18 protein-coding genes are annotated in these 19,840 nt (G+C 68.3%); 8 read left to right on the top strand and 10 right to left on the bottom strand.

The window, feature by feature from the left end:
* Positions 1-59: 59 nt before the first annotated feature.
* From AC1Q7H_RS13455 to AC1Q7H_RS13440, 4 genes are all read left to right on the top strand, one after another.
* Positions 60-980 (top strand): LysR family transcriptional regulator, encoded by a 921-nt coding sequence (locus tag AC1Q7H_RS13455; protein WP_013951793.1) that lies wholly within the window; start codon positions 60-62, stop codon positions 978-980.
* Between the two features lie 473 nt (positions 981-1,453).
* Positions 1,454-1,768 (top strand): FeoA family protein, encoded by a 315-nt coding sequence (locus tag AC1Q7H_RS13450; RefSeq protein ID WP_041228503.1) that lies wholly within the window; start codon positions 1,454-1,456, stop codon positions 1,766-1,768.
* Between the two features lie 15 nt (positions 1,769-1,783).
* On the top strand, positions 1,784-3,640 hold the full coding sequence (feoB, locus tag AC1Q7H_RS13445) for a ferrous iron transport protein B (protein ID WP_013951791.1): 1,857 nt from the start codon (positions 1,784-1,786) through the stop codon (positions 3,638-3,640).
* 14 nt (positions 3,641-3,654) lie between these two features.
* Positions 3,655-3,972, top strand: a complete 318-nt coding sequence (locus AC1Q7H_RS13440) for a DUF6587 family protein (protein WP_013951790.1) — start codon at positions 3,655-3,657, stop codon at positions 3,970-3,972.
* 389 nt (positions 3,973-4,361) lie between these two features.
* Here the strand turns inward: AC1Q7H_RS13440 and AC1Q7H_RS13435 are convergent, their stop codons facing one another.
* Positions 4,362-5,720, bottom strand: coding sequence for a hypothetical protein (locus AC1Q7H_RS13435; protein ID WP_492378473.1), 1,359 nt, complete (start codon positions 5,718-5,720; stop codon positions 4,362-4,364).
* Positions 5,721-6,314: 594 nt separating this feature from the next.
* Here AC1Q7H_RS13435 and leuA point away from each other — a divergent pair.
* On the top strand, positions 6,315-8,012 hold the full coding sequence (leuA, locus tag AC1Q7H_RS13430) for a 2-isopropylmalate synthase (RefSeq protein ID WP_013951788.1): 1,698 nt from the start codon (positions 6,315-6,317) through the stop codon (positions 8,010-8,012).
* A gap of 343 nt (positions 8,013-8,355) precedes the next feature.
* The gene (locus tag AC1Q7H_RS13425) at positions 8,356-9,000 is read left to right on the top strand and encodes an OmpW/AlkL family protein (RefSeq protein ID WP_153954331.1); all 645 of its coding nucleotides are present in this window, start codon (positions 8,356-8,358) and stop codon (positions 8,998-9,000) included.
* Positions 9,001-9,077: 77 nt separating this feature from the next.
* Here AC1Q7H_RS13425 and AC1Q7H_RS13420 read toward each other — a convergent pair whose 3' ends face one another.
* The gene (locus AC1Q7H_RS13420; protein WP_011616336.1) at positions 9,078-10,565 is read right to left on the bottom strand and encodes an AMP nucleosidase; all 1,488 of its coding nucleotides are present in this window, start codon (positions 10,563-10,565) and stop codon (positions 9,078-9,080) included.
* A 187-nt stretch (positions 10,566-10,752) separates the two neighbouring features.
* On the opposite strand from AC1Q7H_RS13420, the gene AC1Q7H_RS13415 reads away from it, so the two are divergent.
* On the top strand, positions 10,753-11,142 hold the full coding sequence (locus tag AC1Q7H_RS13415) for a GNAT family N-acetyltransferase (protein ID WP_010814084.1): 390 nt from the start codon (positions 10,753-10,755) through the stop codon (positions 11,140-11,142).
* A gap of 25 nt (positions 11,143-11,167) precedes the next feature.
* Here AC1Q7H_RS13415 and AC1Q7H_RS13410 read toward each other — a convergent pair whose 3' ends face one another.
* The 5 genes from AC1Q7H_RS13410 to AC1Q7H_RS13390 form a co-directional block, all read right to left on the bottom strand.
* The gene (locus tag AC1Q7H_RS13410) at positions 11,168-11,932 is read right to left on the bottom strand and encodes an NADPH-dependent F420 reductase (RefSeq protein WP_013951786.1); all 765 of its coding nucleotides are present in this window, start codon (positions 11,930-11,932) and stop codon (positions 11,168-11,170) included.
* 97 nt (positions 11,933-12,029) lie between these two features.
* On the bottom strand, positions 12,030-13,076 hold the full coding sequence (locus tag AC1Q7H_RS13405; protein WP_041228502.1) for an MBL fold metallo-hydrolase: 1,047 nt from the start codon (positions 13,074-13,076) through the stop codon (positions 12,030-12,032).
* 186 nt (positions 13,077-13,262) lie between these two features.
* Complete coding sequence (locus AC1Q7H_RS13400; protein WP_153954329.1) at positions 13,263-14,228, bottom strand: Bug family tripartite tricarboxylate transporter substrate binding protein; 966 nt, start codon at positions 14,226-14,228, stop codon at positions 13,263-13,265.
* Positions 14,229-14,270: 42 nt separating this feature from the next.
* Positions 14,271-14,624, bottom strand: coding sequence for an AtuA-related protein (locus tag AC1Q7H_RS13395; RefSeq protein ID WP_013951783.1), 354 nt, complete (start codon positions 14,622-14,624; stop codon positions 14,271-14,273).
* 12 nt (positions 14,625-14,636) lie between these two features.
* Positions 14,637-15,998: an acyclic terpene utilization AtuA family protein gene (locus AC1Q7H_RS13390; RefSeq protein WP_013951782.1), complete on the bottom strand. Its 1,362-nt coding sequence runs from the start codon at positions 15,996-15,998 to the stop codon at positions 14,637-14,639.
* 114 nt (positions 15,999-16,112) lie between these two features.
* On the opposite strand from AC1Q7H_RS13390, the gene AC1Q7H_RS13385 reads away from it, so the two are divergent.
* Positions 16,113-17,018, top strand: coding sequence for a LysR family transcriptional regulator (locus tag AC1Q7H_RS13385; RefSeq protein WP_492378471.1), 906 nt, complete (start codon positions 16,113-16,115; stop codon positions 17,016-17,018).
* 55 nt (positions 17,019-17,073) lie between these two features.
* On the opposite strand, the gene AC1Q7H_RS13380 is transcribed toward AC1Q7H_RS13385, so the two are convergent.
* The 3 genes from AC1Q7H_RS13380 to AC1Q7H_RS13370 all read right to left on the bottom strand — a co-directional run bounded on the left by AC1Q7H_RS13380 (position 17,074) and on the right by AC1Q7H_RS13370 (position 19,822).
* Positions 17,074-17,865: an SDR family oxidoreductase gene (locus AC1Q7H_RS13380; RefSeq protein ID WP_492381384.1), complete on the bottom strand. Its 792-nt coding sequence runs from the start codon at positions 17,863-17,865 to the stop codon at positions 17,074-17,076.
* 35 nt (positions 17,866-17,900) lie between these two features.
* Positions 17,901-19,037, bottom strand: a complete 1,137-nt coding sequence (locus AC1Q7H_RS13375; protein ID WP_013951779.1) for an ABC transporter substrate-binding protein — start codon at positions 19,035-19,037, stop codon at positions 17,901-17,903.
* Positions 19,038-19,309: 272 nt separating this feature from the next.
* On the bottom strand, positions 19,310-19,822 hold the full coding sequence (locus tag AC1Q7H_RS13370) for a hypothetical protein (protein ID WP_013951778.1): 513 nt from the start codon (positions 19,820-19,822) through the stop codon (positions 19,310-19,312).
* Positions 19,823-19,840 lie beyond the last annotated feature (18 nt).

Genomic DNA, 19,840 nt, shown 5'->3' with positions numbered 1-19,840 from the left:
CCCCAAAGATTCGCGTCTAATTCTAAAATTGGCTTGATCCATATAATTTCTGTATCGCCATGGAATTCCGCCACCTGCGTTACTTCCTCGTGCTGGCCGAGGAACTGCACTTCGGCCGGGCCGCGCGCCGGCTTGCCATTTCCCAGCCGCCGCTGTCGCTCAATATCCAGCAGCTGGAGGCCTCGGTCGGGGCCCGGCTGTTCGACCGCGACAGCCGCGGGGTGCGACTGACCGCGGCCGGGCGGGCCTTCCGCGAATCGGCCATGGCGCTGCTGGCGCAGGCCGAGGCGGCGCGGGTGCTGGCACGCGAGATCGAAGCGGGCGCAGTCGGGCGGCTGCGGGTGGGCTTTGTCGGCTCGATGCTGTATCGCGGGCTGCCGCAGACGCTGCGCGGGTTCCAGGCGGCCTATCCCGGCATTCAGGTGGCGCTGACCGAGCTCAACTCACAGGAGCAGATCGACGCGCTGCTGCACGACGAGCTCGACGCCGCCTTTATCCACACCGGCCGCGTGCCGGACACGCTGCAGGCGACGCTGGTGCACAGCGAACCGTTTGTCTGCTGCCTGCCGGCCGACCATGCGCTGGCCGCGCTCCCGGAGTTGCCGCTGGCGGCATTGCGCGGCGAGCCGTTCGTGCTGTTCTCGCGCAAGGCCTCGCCGGACTACTACAGCCGCATCTTCGACATGTGCGCGGCGCAGGGCTTCTATCCGCAGATCCGGCATGAAGTCCGGCACTGGCTGTCGGTGGTGTCGCTGGTGTCGCAGGGGATGGGCGTGGCGGTGGTGCCCGCGGCGCTGGCGCGCTCCGGCATGGCCGGAGCCGCGTTCCGGCCGCTGGCAGACGCGGCGGTGCGCTCGGAGGTCTACTGCGCGTGGAAGACGGCGCCGGACCATCCTGCGCGCGATCACTTTGTCGGCATGGTGCGGGAGATGACAGCCGCCGCGCAGGGCAGCCACAAAGAAAAAGCCACCGGCCGATAGACCGATGGCTTGTGAAGTACGCGTGGAACGGGGTGTTCAGCGTGCTTGGAGCTTAACCCTGCCCGCTTACGGCATCCAATAACGCAAATGTAGTAATTGATCGGCGCTACATGAAGCTGGTTGCATTCGGCTTCGCAAAGCCGAACTGCGCTGCATCGGGTTGAATTCATGCGCGGCGTTCTACACTTCAGCCGGGCCGCCCGCGGCCCCGCTCGCGCGGGGATGACGGTAGGCGAAAGAAACGTTACCTGGGCAGCATTACCCGCCCGCGCACCCCCCGTCACCCCCATCCCGAGCGGTTATCATTTGCCTCCTGCGGCGCAATGACGCGGCAGCAGGCCGGCGTGCCCCGCCCTTTGAGGGGGCAACGTCATGCCTAATTTGCGATACAATGAAAACGATTTTCATTTACACACCCCGGCGTGGTCGCGCTGGCCGCTTGGCGGCAGACCGCGCCACGGACTGGAAGCATGATGCGGTTGTCTGAACTTCCACGGCGCACGCCCGCCGTTGTGCAATCGGTGGACGACGCCACCCCGGGAGACCCGGTCGCGCGCCGCCTGCGCGAACTGGGCTTCGTCCCCGGTGAAGCCGTGCAGATCATCGCCTACGGCCCCTTCGGCATGGACCCGCTGGTGGCGCAGGTAGGCTTCACCCGCTTTGCGCTGCGCCGCTCGGAAGCGTCGCGCATCGGCGTAGAGGTCGCCAGCGCCTCGGTCACCAGCATCGCCCCCGCCACGCAGGGCGGCGACCAGACCGCCAAACCGTCCGCAAAACGGACTGCCTGAGCCTTCCCCCGGATTATGTCTGCAGCTCCTTCCACTTCTGCCCTGCGCATTGCGCTGGTCGGCAATCCCAATTGCGGCAAGACCGCACTGTTCAACCGCCTGACCGGCAGCCGCCAGAAGGTGGCCAACTATGCGGGCGTGACCGTCGAGCGCAAGGAAGGCTACTTCGTGTCGCCGGCCGGGCGCCAGGTGCGCATCCTGGATCTGCCGGGCGCCTACAGCCTGCACGCGGCCAGCCTCGATGAAGCCATAACGCGCGATGTCTGCCTGGGCATGCGCGCCGGCGAGCAGCGCCCGGACCTGCTGGTGTCGGTGGTCGATGCGACCAACCTGCGCCTGCACCTGCGCTTCGTGCTGGAACTGCGCCGCCTGGGCCTGCCCATGGTGGTGGTGCTCAATATGAGCGACGCCGCCGCGCGGCGCGGCATCCGGATCGACCGCGACAAGCTGTCGGCCGCGCTCGGCGTACCGGTGGTCAGCACCGTGGCGGTGAAGCACGACGGTGCCGCGGCGCTGGTCAGCCTGCTCGACGACACCCTGCCGCCGGCCCCGCCGGCCACGCCGGAACCCGCCAACGACATTGACGTGCATGCCGAGGTCAACCGCCTGCTGGCGGCCGCGGTGAGCATGCCGGCGCGCACCGCCGCGCTGGATGACCGCCTCGACCGCATCGTGCTGCATCCGGTGATCGGCCTGCTGCTGCTGGCGGTGCTGCTGTTCCTGATGTTCCAGGCCGTGTTCTCCTGGGCCCAGCCATTGATGGACGGCATCGAGGGCGGCGTGCACTGGGCCGGCGAGATGCTGGGTGCCCACCTGCCCGACGGCATGCTCAAGAGCCTGCTGGTCGACGGCCTGATCGCTGGCCTGGGCAGCGTAGTGGTGTTCCTGCCGCAGATCCTGATCCTGTTTCTGTTCATCCTGACGCTGGAGGAATCCGGCTACCTGCCGCGCGCGGCCTTCCTGCTGGACCGCCTGATGATGGGCGCGGGGCTGTCGGGGCGCTCGTTCATCCCGCTGCTGTCCAGCTTTGCCTGCGCCATCCCCGGCATCATGGCCACCCGCACCATCCAGGACCCGCGCGACCGGCTCACCACCATCCTGGTGGCGCCGCTGATGACCTGCTCGGCACGGCTGCCGGTGTATGCGCTGCTGATCGGCGCCTTCATCCCCGAACGCACCGTGATGGGCCTGTTCAACCTGCAGGGGCTGGTGCTGTTCGCGCTGTACGTGGCGGGCATCGTCAGCGCGCTGGTGGTGGCCTACGCGCTCAAGTTCTTCCGCCGCGACCGCACCGACCATCCGCTGCTGATGGAGCTGCCGTCGTACCGCATCCCCAATCCGCGCGACGTGGCCATCGGCCTGTGGGAGCGTGCCCGCATCTTCCTGTCGCGGGTGGGCAAGGTGATCCTGGCGCTGACGGTGCTGCTGTGGTTCCTGTCGACCTTCCCGTCCGCGCCCGTGGGCGCGACCGCGCCGGCCATCGACTACAGCTTTGCCGGCATGATCGGCCATGCGCTGCAGAAGGTGTTCGCACCGGTGGGCTTCAACTGGCAGATCTGCATCGCGCTCGTGCCGGGCCTGGCCGCGCGCGAGGTGGCCGTGGGTGCGCTGGCAACCGTCTATGCGCTGTCGGGCAGCGAAGAGGCCGTGGCCACGCAGCTGGCGCCGATGATCTCCGCGCAATGGTCGCTGGCCACCGCGCTGTCGCTGCTGGCCTGGTACGTGTTCGCACCGCAGTGCATCTCCACGCTGGCAGTGATCCGGCGCGAGACCGACTCGTGGAAGGTAATGGCGCTGTCGGCGGCCTACCTGACCGGGCTGGCTTACCTGGCGGCCTTCGTGACCTACCGCGTCGCGCTGATGTTCAGCTGAGGCACCACGCCGCCATGTCCCTCTACCACGCCATCGAAACGCTGCTGGTCCCGCTGATCGTGCTGGCGTGCGCGGTGCAGGTGATCGCGCGCTACGCGCCGCGCACGCGCGAGCGCGTCAAGGCGGCACTCGCCGCGCGCCTGGGCGGCAGCGCCGCCGCCGGCTGGCGCGCCCGGCTGGCGCGCTGGCTGGCCCCGCAGGCCGCCGCGGGCTGTGCCAGCGGCTGCGACGACGGCGGCTGCAATACCTGCGGATCCAACACCGCCAACACCACCTCCGGCGCGCAGGGCCAGACTGCCGAACAGGTGGTTCGCTTCGTGCGCAAGCGCTGAGCGGCGCGCTTTCCCCCTCTACATATCCACGCAGAAACGGGTACGCCCGCTGCTTCCGCCCGGCGCGGAAGCAGCGGTTTGCGCTCGCCTGTTGACGGCCTGGCGGAGAGAGAACCCGCCTGGAAAGGCTTGCGCCGTGGGCACGCAGAAACGGGTACGCTTTGCGCACTGGCTGGCCTGGCACGCATCTCGGGCACGTCCCGCAAAGGCAGGCCCAGCCTTGTCCGGACGCCTTTGTCGGCAGGCCCCGGCAGCGCCTGGAACGCTCGGCGCCAGTCACGCAGAAACGGGTACGCTTTGACGGCTTCCCTCCCGACGGCCGCTGGTGTGCCCCAAAACGAAACGCCCTCCGGATGGAGGGCGTTTCGTCAGGCGCGGGAACCTGCTGCTTACTTGACCGTACCGTAGAAGACCAGCTTCAGCGGCGTATTGTCGGCGGCCGCAGTGCAGGTCGCGGTAATGGTGAAGTCGCCAGCCGCGGTGCCGGCGGCGCGCACCTGGTTCGGCAGCATGACCATGCTTGGGCTCAGTGTCACCGGACCGGTCTTGTCCCAAGCCCAGTTGTTGCACGCGGTGTACTGCGCGTCATCACCCAGGTGCTTCATGCGTGCGGTCACCTCGACCGTCGTCGGCGGCATCAGCAGCAGCGTCATTGGATCCTGGTTGTCGCCAACCAGCGCCCAGACCGGGTTCTCGGTCACCGTCAGCGTGGCGCTGCGGCGCTCGCCCAGCCTGGTGCTGACTGCGGTCACCGTCAGGCTGCTCTGGACCGGGCCCTTGTCGCTGGCCAGGCTGGTGCTCACCGTGGCGTCATGCGTACCCGCCGCTTCCGATGCGGACAGCGTGGCCGAGGTCGCATTGTAGGTCCAGGCGCCGTCGAAGTCCGCGGTCACGTCCTGGCCATCGTGGCGCAGCACACGCGAGGTGAAGGTTTCCGGACGGTTGCTGAAGACCTGCAGCGCATTCACCTCGCGGCCGCCCTTGGTCGTCACCACGCGATAGGCGGCAGCGCCGTTCTTCTGCACCGTCACCGCGATCACCCCGGCAATGGCATGCCCGTCCGGCGCGGTCACCGACACCGAGACACTGGCCGTGGCCACGGCGGTGGGTGAGCTGTTGCTCGCCTTCAGCGTGGCGCTGTTCTGGCTGGCCGTGACCTGGACCGCGGTGCCGCTGCTGGACCATGCCCAGCTGTTGACGCTGGCGGACACATCGGCGCCATTGCTGTCGACCAGCGATACCTTGACCGGCAGCGTCTGCCCGTCGCTCATCGACAGGCTGCTGTTCGGGATCGACAGGCTGTAGCTCAGCGCCGAGGCCGGCACCACGGTGATGGTGGCGGATTGCGCGGGCAGCTGCACCGTGGTGTTGTCGGCGCCCTTGACGCTCGCCACCACCTGGACGGTGGTCGTCCCGGTTGCAATGCCCTTGACCACGGCGCTGCCCGGCGTGGTGGCACTCGGCTCCACGGTGGCAATGCCGCTGTCGGTACTGGTCCAGTTGAAGGTGGTGTTGCCGGACACGTCGATGCCGTTGCTGTCCACCGCCAGCGCGCTGATGGTGATCGTGCGGCCGACGCCGACCTCGCCGGAGGTCACGCTCATCTTCACCGTATAGGTCAGCGGCGTGGTGCCGCCTGCGTTTGGCGTGGTGGGCGTGCCCGAACCGCCGCCGCCACCGCCGCACGCTGCCAGCAGCAAGGTCATGGCAGCGCCTGCCAGCCAGGATGCCCACGTTCTCAGTCTCATGATGTTCCCCCCAGTCGTGTGTTTTTTCCCGCGCTACCAGCCTAGGCACAAAGGTGCCAGCGCAATACCGGCCAGAGGACTGAGGTGCGGCGCACAGAGCATGCGCGTGGTTCATCCTTTCAGCGCAGCGGCACCGCCATTCGGGCGAGGCAAATAAGACCGGCAGGGTTCCGCCCGCAAGCCGGACCCAGCCGTTTGGCGCAACCCGCGCATGGCAGTCCCCCGATCGGGCCACGCCCGCACCCGGCGCGCTCCCACGCTTGACCGGGGCCGGCCTTGTCGACTAACCTTTGCAGGCCATCCGGCGCCTGCCGGATGCGCACCAACCACGAGCGGCTCCCCGCCCTCCTCCTCCAGGCACGATGAACCGTTACACCAGCACACTCAGCCAGGCTGCCGATGCGTCCCGCATCGCTGCCCGCGCTCGCGTGCTGGCTGCCCAGGCATCGGGCCGCGCCCTGCGCGCTTCCTCGCTACTGCTAAGCCTATCGATCGGTTGCCGGGCCTAGTGCCCCGTGGCAGTTCGGCAGCCTTTCGCCACCCTTTTCCCGTTTTTCTTTTTTTTGCTTCCCTTAGCGAGGAAGGAGACCCCGTATGCTCAGCAATCCCGCCACCAAGTACCAGCCCGCCGCTACCGTCGACATCCCTGACCGCACCTGGCCCGGCCGCACCATCACGCGCGCACCGCGCTGGATGAGCACCGACCTGCGCGACGGCAACCAGGCCCTGATCGAGCCGATGAACCCGGCGCGCAAGCTGCGCTTCTTCGAGCAACTGGTGAAGATCGGCCTGAAGGAAATCGAAGTCGCATTCCCCGCCGCCTCGCAGACCGATTTCGACTTCGTGCGCATGCTGATCGAAGAGCAGCGCATCCCCGACGACGTCAACATCGTGGTGCTGACGCAATCGCGCGAAGACCTGATCCGCCGCACCGTCCAGTCCGTGCGCGGCGCAGCGCGGGCCACGGTGCACCTGTACAACCCGATCGCACCGGCCTGGCGGCGCATTGTCTTCAATGCCTCGCGTGAAGAGATCAAGGAAGTCGCGGTCTCGGGCACGCGCCTGATCAAGGCGCTGACCGATGCCATGCCCGGGACGGCATGGACCTATGAGTATTCACCCGAGACTTTCAGCCTGGCTGAGCTCGACTTCTCGCTGGAAGTCAGCGACGCCGTCTCTGCCGCCTGGCAGGCCGGCCCGGGCCGGCCGATGATCCTGAACCTGCCGACCACAGTCGAATGCAGCACGCCCAACGTGTTCGCCGACCAGATCGAATGGATGCACCGCCGCCTGGCACGGCGCGAACACATCGCGCTGTCAGTGCACCCGCACAACGACCGTGGCACCGCGGTGGCCGCCGCGGAACTGGCGCTGATGGCAGGCGCGGACCGCGTCGAAGGCTGCCTGTTCGGCAACGGCGAGCGCACCGGCAATGTCGACCTGGTGACGCTGGCGCTCAACCTCTATACGCAGGGCGTGGCGCCCGGACTGGACTTCTCCGATATCGACGCGGTGCGCCAGTGCGTGGAGCACTGCAACCAGCTGCCGGTGCATCCGCGCCACCCGTATGTGGGCGACCTGGTGTTCACCGCGTTCTCGGGCTCGCACCAGGATGCGATCCGCAAGGGCTTTGCGCAGCAGCAGCCGGACAGCATCTGGGAAGTGCCCTACCTGCCGATCGACCCGGCCGATCTCGGCCGCAGCTATGACGCAGTGATCCGCGTCAACAGCCAGTCCGGCAAGGGCGGCATGGCCTACCTGCTGGAGCAGGTGCATGGCATCTACATGCCGCGCCGCCTGCAGATCGAATTCAGCCGCGCAGTGCAGGCCATGACCGACGACACCGGGCTTGAGGCAAGTGCCGATGATCTTTATGGTTTGTTCCAACGCGAGTACCTCGCGCAGCAGACACCGCTGCGCTATGTATCGCACCAGCTGGTGTCTGACAGCGGCGGCGCCACGGAGATCGAAGTGCAGATGGTGCGCGACGGCAAGCAGCGCAGCGTGCGCGGCACCGGCAACGGGCCCATCGATGCCTTCGTCAATGCGCTGGACTTGCCGGTACGCGTGATGGACTACCACGAGCATGCAATGACCGCCGGCGCCGATGCGCGCGCGGCCTGCTATGTGGAAGTGCGCGTGGGCGATTCGCCGACAGGGTTCGGCGCCGGCATCGACGCCAATCTGGTCACGGCCTCGCTGCGCGCGGTGATCTCGGGCGTGAACCGGCACCTGCAGGCCGGCTTTGGCGTGGCGCAAGCCTCGCAGTCAGCAGAGGCCGCCGAGGCCTGACACCGCAAGCCGCCGCAAGAAAACCGGTGTGCCCCGCCCCCACGGGGCACACCCGGAAAGAGGCCCTTGCGGACGCCCACGACATGCTCGGTGCCGATCCGCACACGCTGCTGGCGTGCTCGGATCTTTCGCACAGCGTAAGGGGCAGCATCGCACCGCGCCACGAATAATTCCGCATGTGTTTAGAAGCGTCGGCGCAACTGGGCACCGTGGCGCCTTCCTCGCTGTAGCGCCTGCGCGACCCAGCCAGCCCCGTTCCCCGCTACTTGTTTTGGGTCAAAGCCCAGCCCGGCCTGCTCGGCCAAACTGGATCCGGATTTGATACCAGACCAAGCAGAACCTCATGAAAACACTCTCTCTTCGCACCCGGGTCACCTGTTCCGCCATCGCCGCCTGCGCCATGCTGGGCGCCTTTGCCACCCCTGCCGCCGCCGCGGACGATGCCCAGGGCAACTGGATGGTGCGCCTGCGCGGCACCTATCTCGACATGGCCAAGAGCTCCGACCCCGTCGGCGGCGTCGGCCCGTCGGACCGCATTACGGTCAACAACAAGTGGATTCCCGAGTTCGACGTCACCTACTTCTTCACGCCGAACATCGCCGCCGAACTGGTGCTGACCGTGCCGCAGAAGCAGAACGTCTACCTGGACGGCAACAAGGTCGGCACCTTCAAGCATCTGCCGCCGACGCTGCTGGTGCAGTACCACTTCATTCCCAACGGCACCTTCCGCCCGTATATCGGCGCGGGCCTGAACTTCACCCGCATCTGGGGCGAGAACATTGCCAACAACGCGCTGCAGCTCGATAGCTGGAGCGTCGGTCCCGCGCTGCAGATCGGCATGGACTACAAGCTGACCAAGAACTGGTTCCTGAACGCCGACATCAAGAAGATCTGGCTGTCGAGCGATGTGAAGGCCGGCGATGTCAAGGTGTCCAAGGTGAACCTGGATCCGTGGCTGTTCAGCATGGGTGTGGGGTATCGCTTCTGATCCTGCAGTGCCATGCAAAAGGCCGGCGCCAATCAGGCGCCGGCCTTTTGCTTTTCCGGATGAGCGAGGATGCGGACCTACCGGAACGCCGGCTCATCAAAGCTGCGCAGCTTGCGCGAATGCAGCTGCTCCACCCCGTTCTCACGCAGGATGCGGATCGCCTCCAGCCCGATGGTCATATGCTGGCTGACGCGCTGGCGATAGAAGGCGTTGGCCATGCCGCGCAGCTTGAGCTCGCCATGCAGCGGCTTGTCCGACACGCATAGCAACGTGCCATAGGGCACGCGCAGCCGGAAGCCATTGGCCGCCACCGCCGCGCTTTCCATATCGATGGCAATCGCGCGCGACTGGTTGAAGCGCGCATACAGCGACTTGGACTTCAGTTCCCAGTTGCGGTCATCGGTCGAGACCACCGTGCCGGTACGCATGCGGGTCTTCATCTCGTTGCCGGACAGCCCGGTCACGCGCGCCACGGCCTCCTGCAGGGCCACCTGGATCTCGGCGATCGGCGGCACCGGCACCCACGGCGGCAGGTCGTGGTCGAGCACGTGGTCGTCGCGCACATAGGCGTGCGCCAACACGTAGTCGCCCAGCTGCTGCGAGCGGCGCAGGCCGCCGCAGTGGCCCACCATCAGCCAGCAATGCGGGCGCAGCACGGCTAGGTGGTCGGTCATGGTCTTGGCGTTGGACGGGCCCACGCCGATATTGACCAGCGTCACCCCCAGCTTGTCTTCGCGCACCAGGTGATAGGCCGGCATCTGCGGCAGCGCGCGCGGGCGTGAGGCGTCGTCGGGTTCCGCGCCGCCCAGTTCCTGCATCACGTCGCCGGGCTCGACAAAGCGGGTGTAGCCGCCGCCGTCGCTGCTGGCCATCAGGCCCCGGCCCAGCTCGACAAACTCGTCGACATAGCGCTGGTAGTTGGTGAACAGCACGAAGCGCTGGAAATGCTGCGGTGCCGTGCCGGTGTAGTGGTACAGCCGCTGCAGGGCCAGGTCCACGCGCTCGGCCGGGAACAGCGACAGCGGCCAGGCCTCGCCCGGGATCGGCTCATAGGTGCCGTTGGCGATGCCGTCGTCGATGCGGCTCAGCTCGGGCAGCACGAACGATGCCTCCAGCTCGCGCGCCTGGGTGTAGCTGATGTCGGTGGTCGAAGCCTCGATCACGAACGGCAGCGGGATCGGGCGCCGGCTCAGCCCTACCACCACCGGCACGCGGTGATAGCGCATCAGCCGCTCGATCTGGTCGCGGTAGTAGTCCGCCAGCAGGTCGGGGCGGGTCACGGTGGTGCCATACACCCCCGGGTAGGCCACGGTGCCCCATGACGGCCGGCTGTCGGTGACCATGGTCTCGATGTTGACCGAGATGCCCAGGTACGGATAGCACGCATGCGCGGCCGAGGGCAGCGGCTTGCCGCTGGCGAAGGCGTCGAAGCGCGCGCGCACGGCGCCCACCGAAGCTTCGTAGATGTCGCGGATGCGCGCGATCGCCGCATCCGCGTCGGTGAACTCGGCAAGCTGGTCGGCCGGATGTGCGGAGGAAAAGACGGGGGCGTTCATGGAGGCCATGATACCGCGCCGGCGCGCTGGCGTGAGCAGCACCCGACCCCGCCGGAAGCCAAATTGACGCGCCCGCGCCCGCTCGCTACACTCCGCCAATTGCGCGGCACGGGTTCCCGTGCTGTTCTCGACTCGCGGCGCCCCTCGTGGCAAGGGGCGGCGAGGGGCCGTACACGCTTTACTGGGAGAGCCGCCGATGGAAATCCGTAACCTGTTGCCCGACGACATCGAGGCAGCCAGACAACTACTGATCGCCAACGGCTGGGCCCACCGGGTGGGCGGCCCGGAGAAATTCGCACGGCTGGTGGCCAACTCCCAACGCGTGGTCGTGGCGGTGGAGCACGGCGAGATCGTCGGTTTTGCCCGCGCGCTGTGCGACGACGTCTGCGACGGCTTCCTGTCGATGGTTGCCGTCGCGCCCAGCCACCGCCGGCGCGGCATCGGCCGCGCCCTGGTGCGGCACATCGTGGGCAACGACCCCGACATCACCTGGATGCTGCGCGCGGCGCGTTCCTCCGAAGCCGCATTCTTCGGCCAGCTCGGCTTCACGCCGTCGATGGTGGCAATGGAGCGGCGCCGGCCCTGATCCGCCAGCACCCCCGGGCGCAGCGTCAGCGTGCGCCCATCTTGCGCCGGAACTCCTCGGCCGTACCCACCTGCCGGAACAGCGGCCCGCCCGGTGCGAAGCGATCCGCGCTGGCCAGCGGCCCCACCACCACCGGTTCAAATCCCGCATCGCGCACCAGTTGCGCGGCCACGTCGAGCGCGGCCTTGTCGTCGCCGGCGATGGGCACCGCCACCAGGCCGCCCGCCCGGTGATGCTCGCTGGCAAACTGCGCCGCCCCCATGAAGTTGAAGGCCCGCACCACGCGCGCGCCGCGCAGGTAGCGCGCGGTGGTGATGCCGATGCCGTCACGCCTGGCCTCCTCGGTGATCGGGCCGTCGCGGTGCTCGTAGGCGTTGGTGGCATCAAGCACGATCTTGCCCCGCCAGGCCTCGGCATGGTCGCGGCTGAGCTGCGGCAGCGCGCCGTAGGGCGTGGCCAGGAACAGCACGTTAGAGAACGCAATGGCTTCGGCCACGGTGCCGGCGCGCGCCAGCGTACCCAATTCTTCGACCAGCGGCTTGAGTGCCTCCGGGTGCCGCGACGAGAACAGGACCGGGTGTCCGGCCTTGACCCACAGCCCGCCCACGGTGCCGCCGATGCGGCCCGAGCCGATCACGCCGATGCGCTGCGCGGCAGCCTCGCGGCCGGCCGCCGGGCCAGGCTGGGCGCACGCGGCGCGTGGCAGGGGCGCGGCCAGCACCAGGGCCGCGGCGCCGGCGCCAAGCCAGCGGCGGCGGGCAGGATCGAAGCGGGATGCCCTGGCGTTCATCGCAAATCCTCCGCAGTGGACACGACCATCCGTCCCGTACGTCATACGGGCCGCTGGGATGACTCTAGGCGAAAAAGCGACGGCCCGGCGTGGTCGGCTAGCGGTCGTTGCGGATCGGCCCGAATTCCGCCGGCACCCACGCATATCCGGCCACATCGCGGCGCACATGACCAAGGCCCGGGAAGGGCATATGCGCGCCCCCCACCCACAGCCGGCCCTTGGCGGCATCGGCCAGGATGCGCTGGCGCGTGATCACGGCCTGGTGGCTGTCCACGTCAAACTCGATCGCCACCTGCGGGCGGCGGAACTGCACCGCATGGCTGTGCACGATGTCGCCCCACAGCAGCAGGCTGTCCTTGCCCGAGGTGAACAGGTAGCCACTGTGGCCCGGAGTATGGCCATTGGCCGGCACCGCGCGCACACCGGGAACGGGCTCGACACCGGCGCCGCCGCTGAAGGGGCGGAAGCGCTGCGCCGCCTGGTACGGCGCGACCGCGGCGCGCGCCATGGCGAACAGGCCCTGCGCCTCCTTCGGCGCGGCGGCGGCATTGGCTTCGCTGAGCCAGTAGTCGGCATCGGCCTTGTCGACATAGACGGTTGCGTTCGGGAACGCCGCCTTGCCGTCCGTGGCCAGGCCGCAGGCGTGGTCGCCGTGCAGGTGGGTCAGCAGCACGGTGTCGATCTGTTCCGGCGCGTAGCCCGCCGCGCGCAGGTTTTCGCCGATGCGCCCGAGGGTGGGCCCGAAGCAGGCTGCCGCGCCCGTATCGACCAGCACCAGGTGGCTGCCGGTATGGATCAGGTAGGCGTTGACCGCGGTCTGCATGCCCGGCGTCGATTCGACGAACATCCGCGCCAGCAGGCTCTGCACCTCGCGCGCGCTGGTGTACTTGAGGATCTTCGGGTCCAGGTCGATGTAGCCGTCATAGAGCGCCGTGACCTCGAGCTGGCCGACCATCATGCGGTAGTAGCCCGGCACCTGGGTCTTCTGCTGGGCCGGCGGCGTGGTGGTCTGCGCAGTGGCAATGGCGGGAAGCACGGCGGCCCCGATGGTGACGGCGATGGCGGCACGCAATACGGCCTGGCGCAGCACCGGGCGACGGCCCGGACGTAAGGTTGCATGGCACACCACGGACTGCTGCTTCATATCCTGTTCCTGTTCTGGTTGGTGTTGTCGAGGAGTAGGCCGGAGCGGCAAGGCCGCGCTGCCAGGCATATCTTAGCCGGCCCTTGTCCATCAAGGCCGCAAGCACCAAAGCGTACCTACTTCTGCGTAAAAAACGGGGCCGTTTGGCCCCGTTTTCCATGCATGGGAGCTTGCGCTGCCCTGCGTTCACTCTGGCTGGATATTCGCCGCCTTGATGATGCGCCCCCACTTGCCGGACTCCTGCAACTGGAACTTCGCCAGCTCCGCGGGCGTGCTGGTGAACACCTCCGTGCCGGTCGACTTGTAGAAACCGGCCGCGGTATCGCCGCGCGCGGCCTTGACCATCATCGCATTGAGCTTCGCCACCACCGGCTGCGGCGTGCCGGCGGGCGCATAGGCCGCGAACCAGTAGCTCATCTCATAGCCCTTGACGCCGGCTTCGTCGATGGTCGGCACGTCCGGCGCCAGCGGCGAGCGCGTCTTGCCCGACACCCCCAGCGCGCGCAGCTTGCCGCTCTTGACCTGCGGCAGGCCGGTGGCCGTGTCGGTGATCATCATCTGGATCTGGTTGCCGAGCAGGTCGGTGATGGCCAGCGGGTTGCTCTTGTACGGCACGTGCAGCAACTCCACATGCGCCATCTGCTGGAACAGCTCGCCGGCAATGCGCGACGACGAGCTGCCGCTGCCGAAGCTGAGCTTGCCCGGCTGCTGTTTTGCCAGCGCGATGAACTCGCCCACGGTCTTGGCCGGCACCTGCGGGTTGACCACCATGATCTGGCCGCCGCGGCCCAGCGTGGTGATCGGCGCGTAGTCCTTGACCGGGTCGTAGGGCAGCTTCTTGAACAGGTGCTCGTTGGCCGCATGCGTGGTGTTGGTGCTGATCAGCACGGTGTAGCCGTCCGGCGCGGCCTTGGCCACGTCCGATGCGGCGATGAAGCCGTTGGCGCCCGGCTTGTTGTCGACCACCACGGTGGCCTTGCTGTCCACGGTGATGGCCTGGCCGATGGCGCGCGCCAGCTGGTCGGTGGCGCTGCCGGCCGCGAACGGCACCACGAAGCGGATCGGCTTGTCCGGGAACTCGGCCCAGGCCAGCCCCGCGGGCAGGATCAGCGCCAGCGCGGCAACGGCCAGTGGCTTGAGAAATGGGTACATCGTGGTCTCCTGTAGAACTTGTTGTCGGTGTGAAGCGATGGATCAGTGGCTATCCGCGGCGCCGGACGCGAGCCGCGGCGGCACAGGGATCTCAAGCTGCAGCAGTCGGAACGACAGTGCCTTGCCGTGCGTGTCGAGGTTGAGCGCGTCGTTGACGCCGCCATCGAGCACGCCGTCGAGGACGAAGTTCATCGCCTGCAGCGATGGCACCAGGTAGCGCGTGACGGACGTGGGCCGGCGCTCGCGGAACAGCGCGCGCACGGCGTCTTCGGTCACGTGCGTGACCAGGTGGTCGTAGTTGCGCGCGTCGTAGGCGATCACGCTGATGTTGGAACGGTTGCCCTTGTCGCCGGTGCGGCCGTGGGCGAACTGGTAGAGCGCAGCAGTGTCAGTCATGGTCGGACCTCCTCAGGCGATGAAACTATGCGTGGCCGTCACGGCCTCGCGCGGCACCAGGCACGACACGGCATTCAGGCGCGCGCGCTGCGCGGTGCGCACGCCGCCGCCGCCGGCCGGGCCGCAGGTATAGAGCGCATTGACCTCGCGCTGCAGGGCCTGCGCCACCGCCAGGTCGTCGTGCGCCAGCGCAGCGCGCAGGCGCACGTCCTGCGCCGCTTGCTCATGCGGCTGGCGCTGGGCGAACATCGCGCCGCCATCGTCGGCCAGCACGCTGAGCACGCCGATCAGGTCGAAGCGGATGGGCGCGTCATGGCCCAGCAGCTGCATGCGCCGGCACAGGATGTCGGCGGCCAGCCGCGCGCGGGCGGCGGCATTGGGGCCGGCGTACGAGATCTCGCCCTCGGCCAGCCAGCCGCCGTGGCTGAACACATTGGCCTTGAGCTGCGCCGGACGGGGATGGCCGCGCACATTGCGCACCGCCACCCGGTCCGGACCCAGCTGCGCCACGGTGACGGCGCCTATGTCGGCCACCACGTCCGGCGTCAGGTAGGCGGCCGGGTCGTGGACCTCATACAGCAGCTGCTCCTTGACCGTGCGCAGGTCCACGCAGCCGCCGGTATTGGCGGCCTTGAAGATCTCGATGCCGCCGTCGGCATCGAGCTGCGCGATCGGGAAGCCCAGTGCATGCACATCGGGTACGTCCTTCATGCCGGGATCGGCAAAGTAGCCGCCGGTGACCTGCGCCCCGCATTCCAGCAGGTGGCCGGCCATGGTGGCGGCGGCCAGGCGGTCCCAGTCATCCCATGACCAGCCGAAGTGCGCCATCGCCGGCCCCACGGCCAGCGCCGGATCGGCCACCCGCCCGCACACCACCACCTGGGCATCGGCAGCGATCGCCTCGGCGATGCCTTGCGCGCCGATATAGGCATTGGCGCAGACGAAGCGATCGGCCTCAAAGGCATCGCCAAGAATGCCGTGCAAGCGCGCGCGCCCCGCATCGTCGGACAGGTCATCGCCCTCAACGACTGCAACGCGCGGCGCGGGCAGGCCCAGTTCCTGCGCCAGCTGCAGCACGCGCCGCGCCGCAGCGCGCGGGTTGGCGGCTCCGAAATTGCCGACGATGGGAATGCGGTGTTGCAGGCACAGGCCCAGCACCGGCACCAGCAGCGCATCGAGCAGCGGCTCGTAGCCCTGCGCGGGATCGTTGCGCCGCGCCAGCTGCGCCAGCGCCAGCGTGCGTTCAGCCAGGGTCTCGAAGATCAGCGCGGCCGGCTGGCCGCAGGCAATCAGCGTGCGCACCACCGGCAGCGCGGCATCGGTGCGGTCGCCGGAGAAGCCGGCGCCGGAGCCGATCAGCAAGGGAGCAGTCATGGTGGGGGCAGGTTGTTGGTGGACTCGATCCCATTCTAGAGCGGGGACGTCCAGCCAAAAAACGGATTATTTGGATTAATCTATCGACTTGCTGGATAAATCCGCCAGGGCCCCATGAACCTCTCGGTCAAGCACCTGCGCGCCTTCGTGGCGCTGGCCACCTACCGCAATTTCACGCGCGCGGCGCGTGCCTGCCACCTGTCGCAGTCGGCCTTCAGCGCGCTGGTGCAGACGCTGGAGGAACAGGCCGGCAGCCGGCTGTTCGAACGCACCACGCGGCACGTGGAACTGAGCAGCGACGGCGTGCGCTTCGAGCAGACCGCGCGCCGGCTGCTGGCCGATTTCGAAACCGCGTTCGAGGACCTGCGCGCGCACGCCGAGCGGCGCAAGGGGCGCGTGTCGATCGCGGCGCTGCCGTCGCTGGCCGCCGGCGACTTGCCGCCGTTGCTGGCGCAGTTCCGCGCGCTTTATCCGGGCATCCTGCTGGAGCTGTTCGACCAGCTCGCCGACGGCTGCATCGAACTGGTCCGCCAGGGCCGCGCCGACTTTGCGCTGGCCCCGGCGCCGGCCCAGGACGACGACCTGCGCGTGGAGCCGCTGGTGCGCGACACCTTCCACCTGGTGTGCCCGGCGGACCACCCACTGGCACGCAAGCGCCGCATCACGCCGGAGATGCTGGCGGGCCTGCCGTTTATCCAGCTGTCGCGCACGACCAGCGTGCGCCAGCACCTGGACGCCGCGCTGCATCCGTTGCGCCTGACCAGCGTGATGGAGGTGGAGCACCTGGCGACGGTGGCGGCGCTGGTGCAGGCGGGGCTGGGCGTGAGCGCGGTGCCGTCGCTGGCGCTGTTTCAGTTCCGGCGCGAGGGGCTGGCGATCCGGCCGCTGCAGCTGCCGTCGCTGGTGCGCGATATTTGCCTGGTGCGGCTCAAGGACCGCGGCGACTCGGCCGCGGCAGCCGCGATGATCGACTGCCTGCAGGCGTTCTACCGCGGCGGCAAGCCGCCCGCGCGGCGCTGAAAACCCGGCAAAAGCGGCACGCAGAATTGGGTACGCTTTGCTGCCGGCGGCGCCCTCAGAAGTGCCCGAGATAGCCGCCGTCGACGGCCAGCACCTGCCCGGTGACATAGGATGCGGCCGGCGACGCCAGGAATACCACCGCCCCCGCCACTTCCTCTGGCTGGCCCCAGCGGCCCAGCGAGGTGCGCTGGCGCAGCCACTCGGCCACGCCCTCGTCCTCGACCATGGCCTGGTTGGGCTCGGTGGCGAAGTAGCCCGGGGCGATCGCGTTGACGGTGACGCCGTGCCGCCCCAGGTCGGCCGCCATGGCGCGCGTGAGCGCGTCCAGGGCGCCCTTGGTGGCAGGGTAGAGCACGTCGCCGGCGCGCGCGACCTGGCCCGCGATCGAGCTCACATTGACGATGCGCCCGTAGTCGCCACGGCGCATGCGCTGCGCGGCGAGCCGGCACAGCGCGTAGGGCGCCACCAGGTTGGTCTCGAGCATGGCGCGCAGGTCGCCGGCATCGAGCTGCGCCATGGTGCTGCGGTTGCGCGCGCCGGCGTTGTTGACGAGGATGTCGAGCCGGCCATAGGCGGCGTCGATGCGGTCGAACGCGGCCACCACGGCGGCTTCATCGGTGATATCGAGCACCAGCGCCTCGGCGCTGCCGCCGCGCGCGGCCAGCGCCGCGACGGCCGCTTGCACGCGCTGCGCATTGCGCGCCACCACCAGCACATGGGCACCGGCATCGGCCAGCCCGGCGGCAATCGCCAGGCCCAGGCCCTGCGCGCCGCCGGTCACCAGCGCCACGCGGCCGTGCAGCGAGAACGGGGTACGAGAATCGGGGGAGGGGGTAGGAGTAGCCATGCGGGGACTATACCGCAGCCCCCTGCCCGCGGGATTCAGCGGATCAGCTTGCCGGTGGACGAGACGATCGACATTTCCACGAACGACGAGCCGGTATGGCGCTCGGCGCTGTAGCTGATCAGGATGCCGCCAAGGTCGTAGTCGCGCATGCCTTCCAGCGCCGTGACCAGGCGCTCGCGCGTCAGGTCGGGGCCGGCGCGGCGCAGCCCTTCGACCAGCACCTTGGCCGACATGAAACCCTCCATGCCGGCGTTCGACGGCTCCACGCCCTGCTGCTTGGCCAGGCTGCGGTATTCGCTGGCCAGCGTCATCTGGCTGGAGTTGGTGCCCGGCACCACCTGCGTGATGATCAGCCCGCGCGCATCGGCGCCCAGTTCACGGATAAAGGAATCGGCCGCGTTGTTGGACAGCGTGACGAACTGTGCCTCGCTGCCGGCGCGGCGCAGCTCGCGGATGATGCGCGCCGCCTCCGAGCCCGAGCCGATCACCAATACCGCCTGCGGGTTGGCCTTGTTCATGGCGGCCACGCTCTGGGTGATATCGCCCATGGGCCGGGCAAAGCTTGCCGTCGCCGCCGGCTGCACGCCGCGCGCCTGCAGCGCGGCACTGTAGCCTTCCAGCACGTCCCGGCCAAAGCCGTCGTTGGCGTAGAAGATGCCGATGCGGCTCATGCCCGATGTGGCCAGGTGGTTGATCGCACGCGCCACCTCGTCCTGGTACTTGGCGCGCACGTTGAACACGTAGCGGTTCACCGGCCGGTGCAGCGTGATGGCGCCGGTCAGCGGCGCCACCAGCGGCACCTTCTGCGCGGCGATGATGGGCAGGATGCTTTCGTTCTGCGGCGTGCCGCGCACCATGAAGAGCGCGAACACCTTGTCCTCGTCGATCAGCTTGCGCACATTGTCGGGCGTGCGCTTGGCATCGAAGCCGTCATCGTGGGTCACCAGCTCGATGCGCCGCCCGGCCACGCCGCCGCTGGCGTTGATGGTGCGCAGGTACACCTGCGCGCCGGCGATCTGCTCCTTGACCGAACCGGCCACCGGACCGGTGATGCCGGCCGACTGGCCGATGCGGATGGTATTGCGGGTCACGCCCGTTTCCGCCAGGGCCGTCTGCGCGGCCCATCCCAGCGTGGCGGCCAGCATGCCGCACGCGATCCATTTCGCTTTCATTGTCTCGACCCCTGCGCCTGTCCGGCTGACTTCATCGTTTTATTGCGGCACGGCATGCACGGCCGTGTGCCGTCACGCAAGTTACCGCATGCGTCTCATGGGGGCAAACCGGGAAAGATCGGAGTGTTGCAGCAGCATCACACCGGAACCGCGCAGGCAGTTCCGGTGTGAGCCGGGGCGCGCGAAAGGATGCGCGTCAGGGCGCGCCACAAGGGCGCGCGTAAAGAGATGCGACAGCGCTGAACAACAACCAGCGGCGATAAGCCGATGGCTCAGGGGAAAGCCGGTACAGCCGGGTCCAACCCCGCAAAGCTGGCTTCCGGATGCGCGTTCGCGAGCAGGGTTTCGATTTCCTCGACACGGCTGCGCGGAACGTCGACCATCAGCAGGATCTTGCCGGCCTCGATGTCCTTCTCGAATGCACGCAGCCGGCTGTTGGGTGCCGAGCTGCCAATCATGCTCGAGGCCCATGCGCCAAATACCGCGCCTAGCACCGCCAGCACGCCGACGAGGCCCCACTGCGGGGTGTCGCTGACAATCGGGAACATCGCCACCACCACGCCGGCCACGACGCCCACGCCGCCGCCCACCATCAGGCCCATCTCGGCGGCATGCACGATGTCGGAGGTCTGGAACAGGTTGGCTTCATGCAGGCCCGTCATGTCGGAGCCGTCGCGCGCCACGAAGTGGATGTGGCTGTTCTCGAGGCGGGCAAGTAGCAGGTCGTCCATGGTGCGACGGGCACTCGCCAGGTCGGGCAACAACCAGAAGATGCGTTTGCGCATGTCTCTCTCCTTTTTCAG

It is taken from the genome of Cupriavidus sp. GW823-FHT06D04 (genome assembly GCF_058795055.1).
This window is presented reverse-complemented; position numbering and strand designations above follow the sequence as displayed.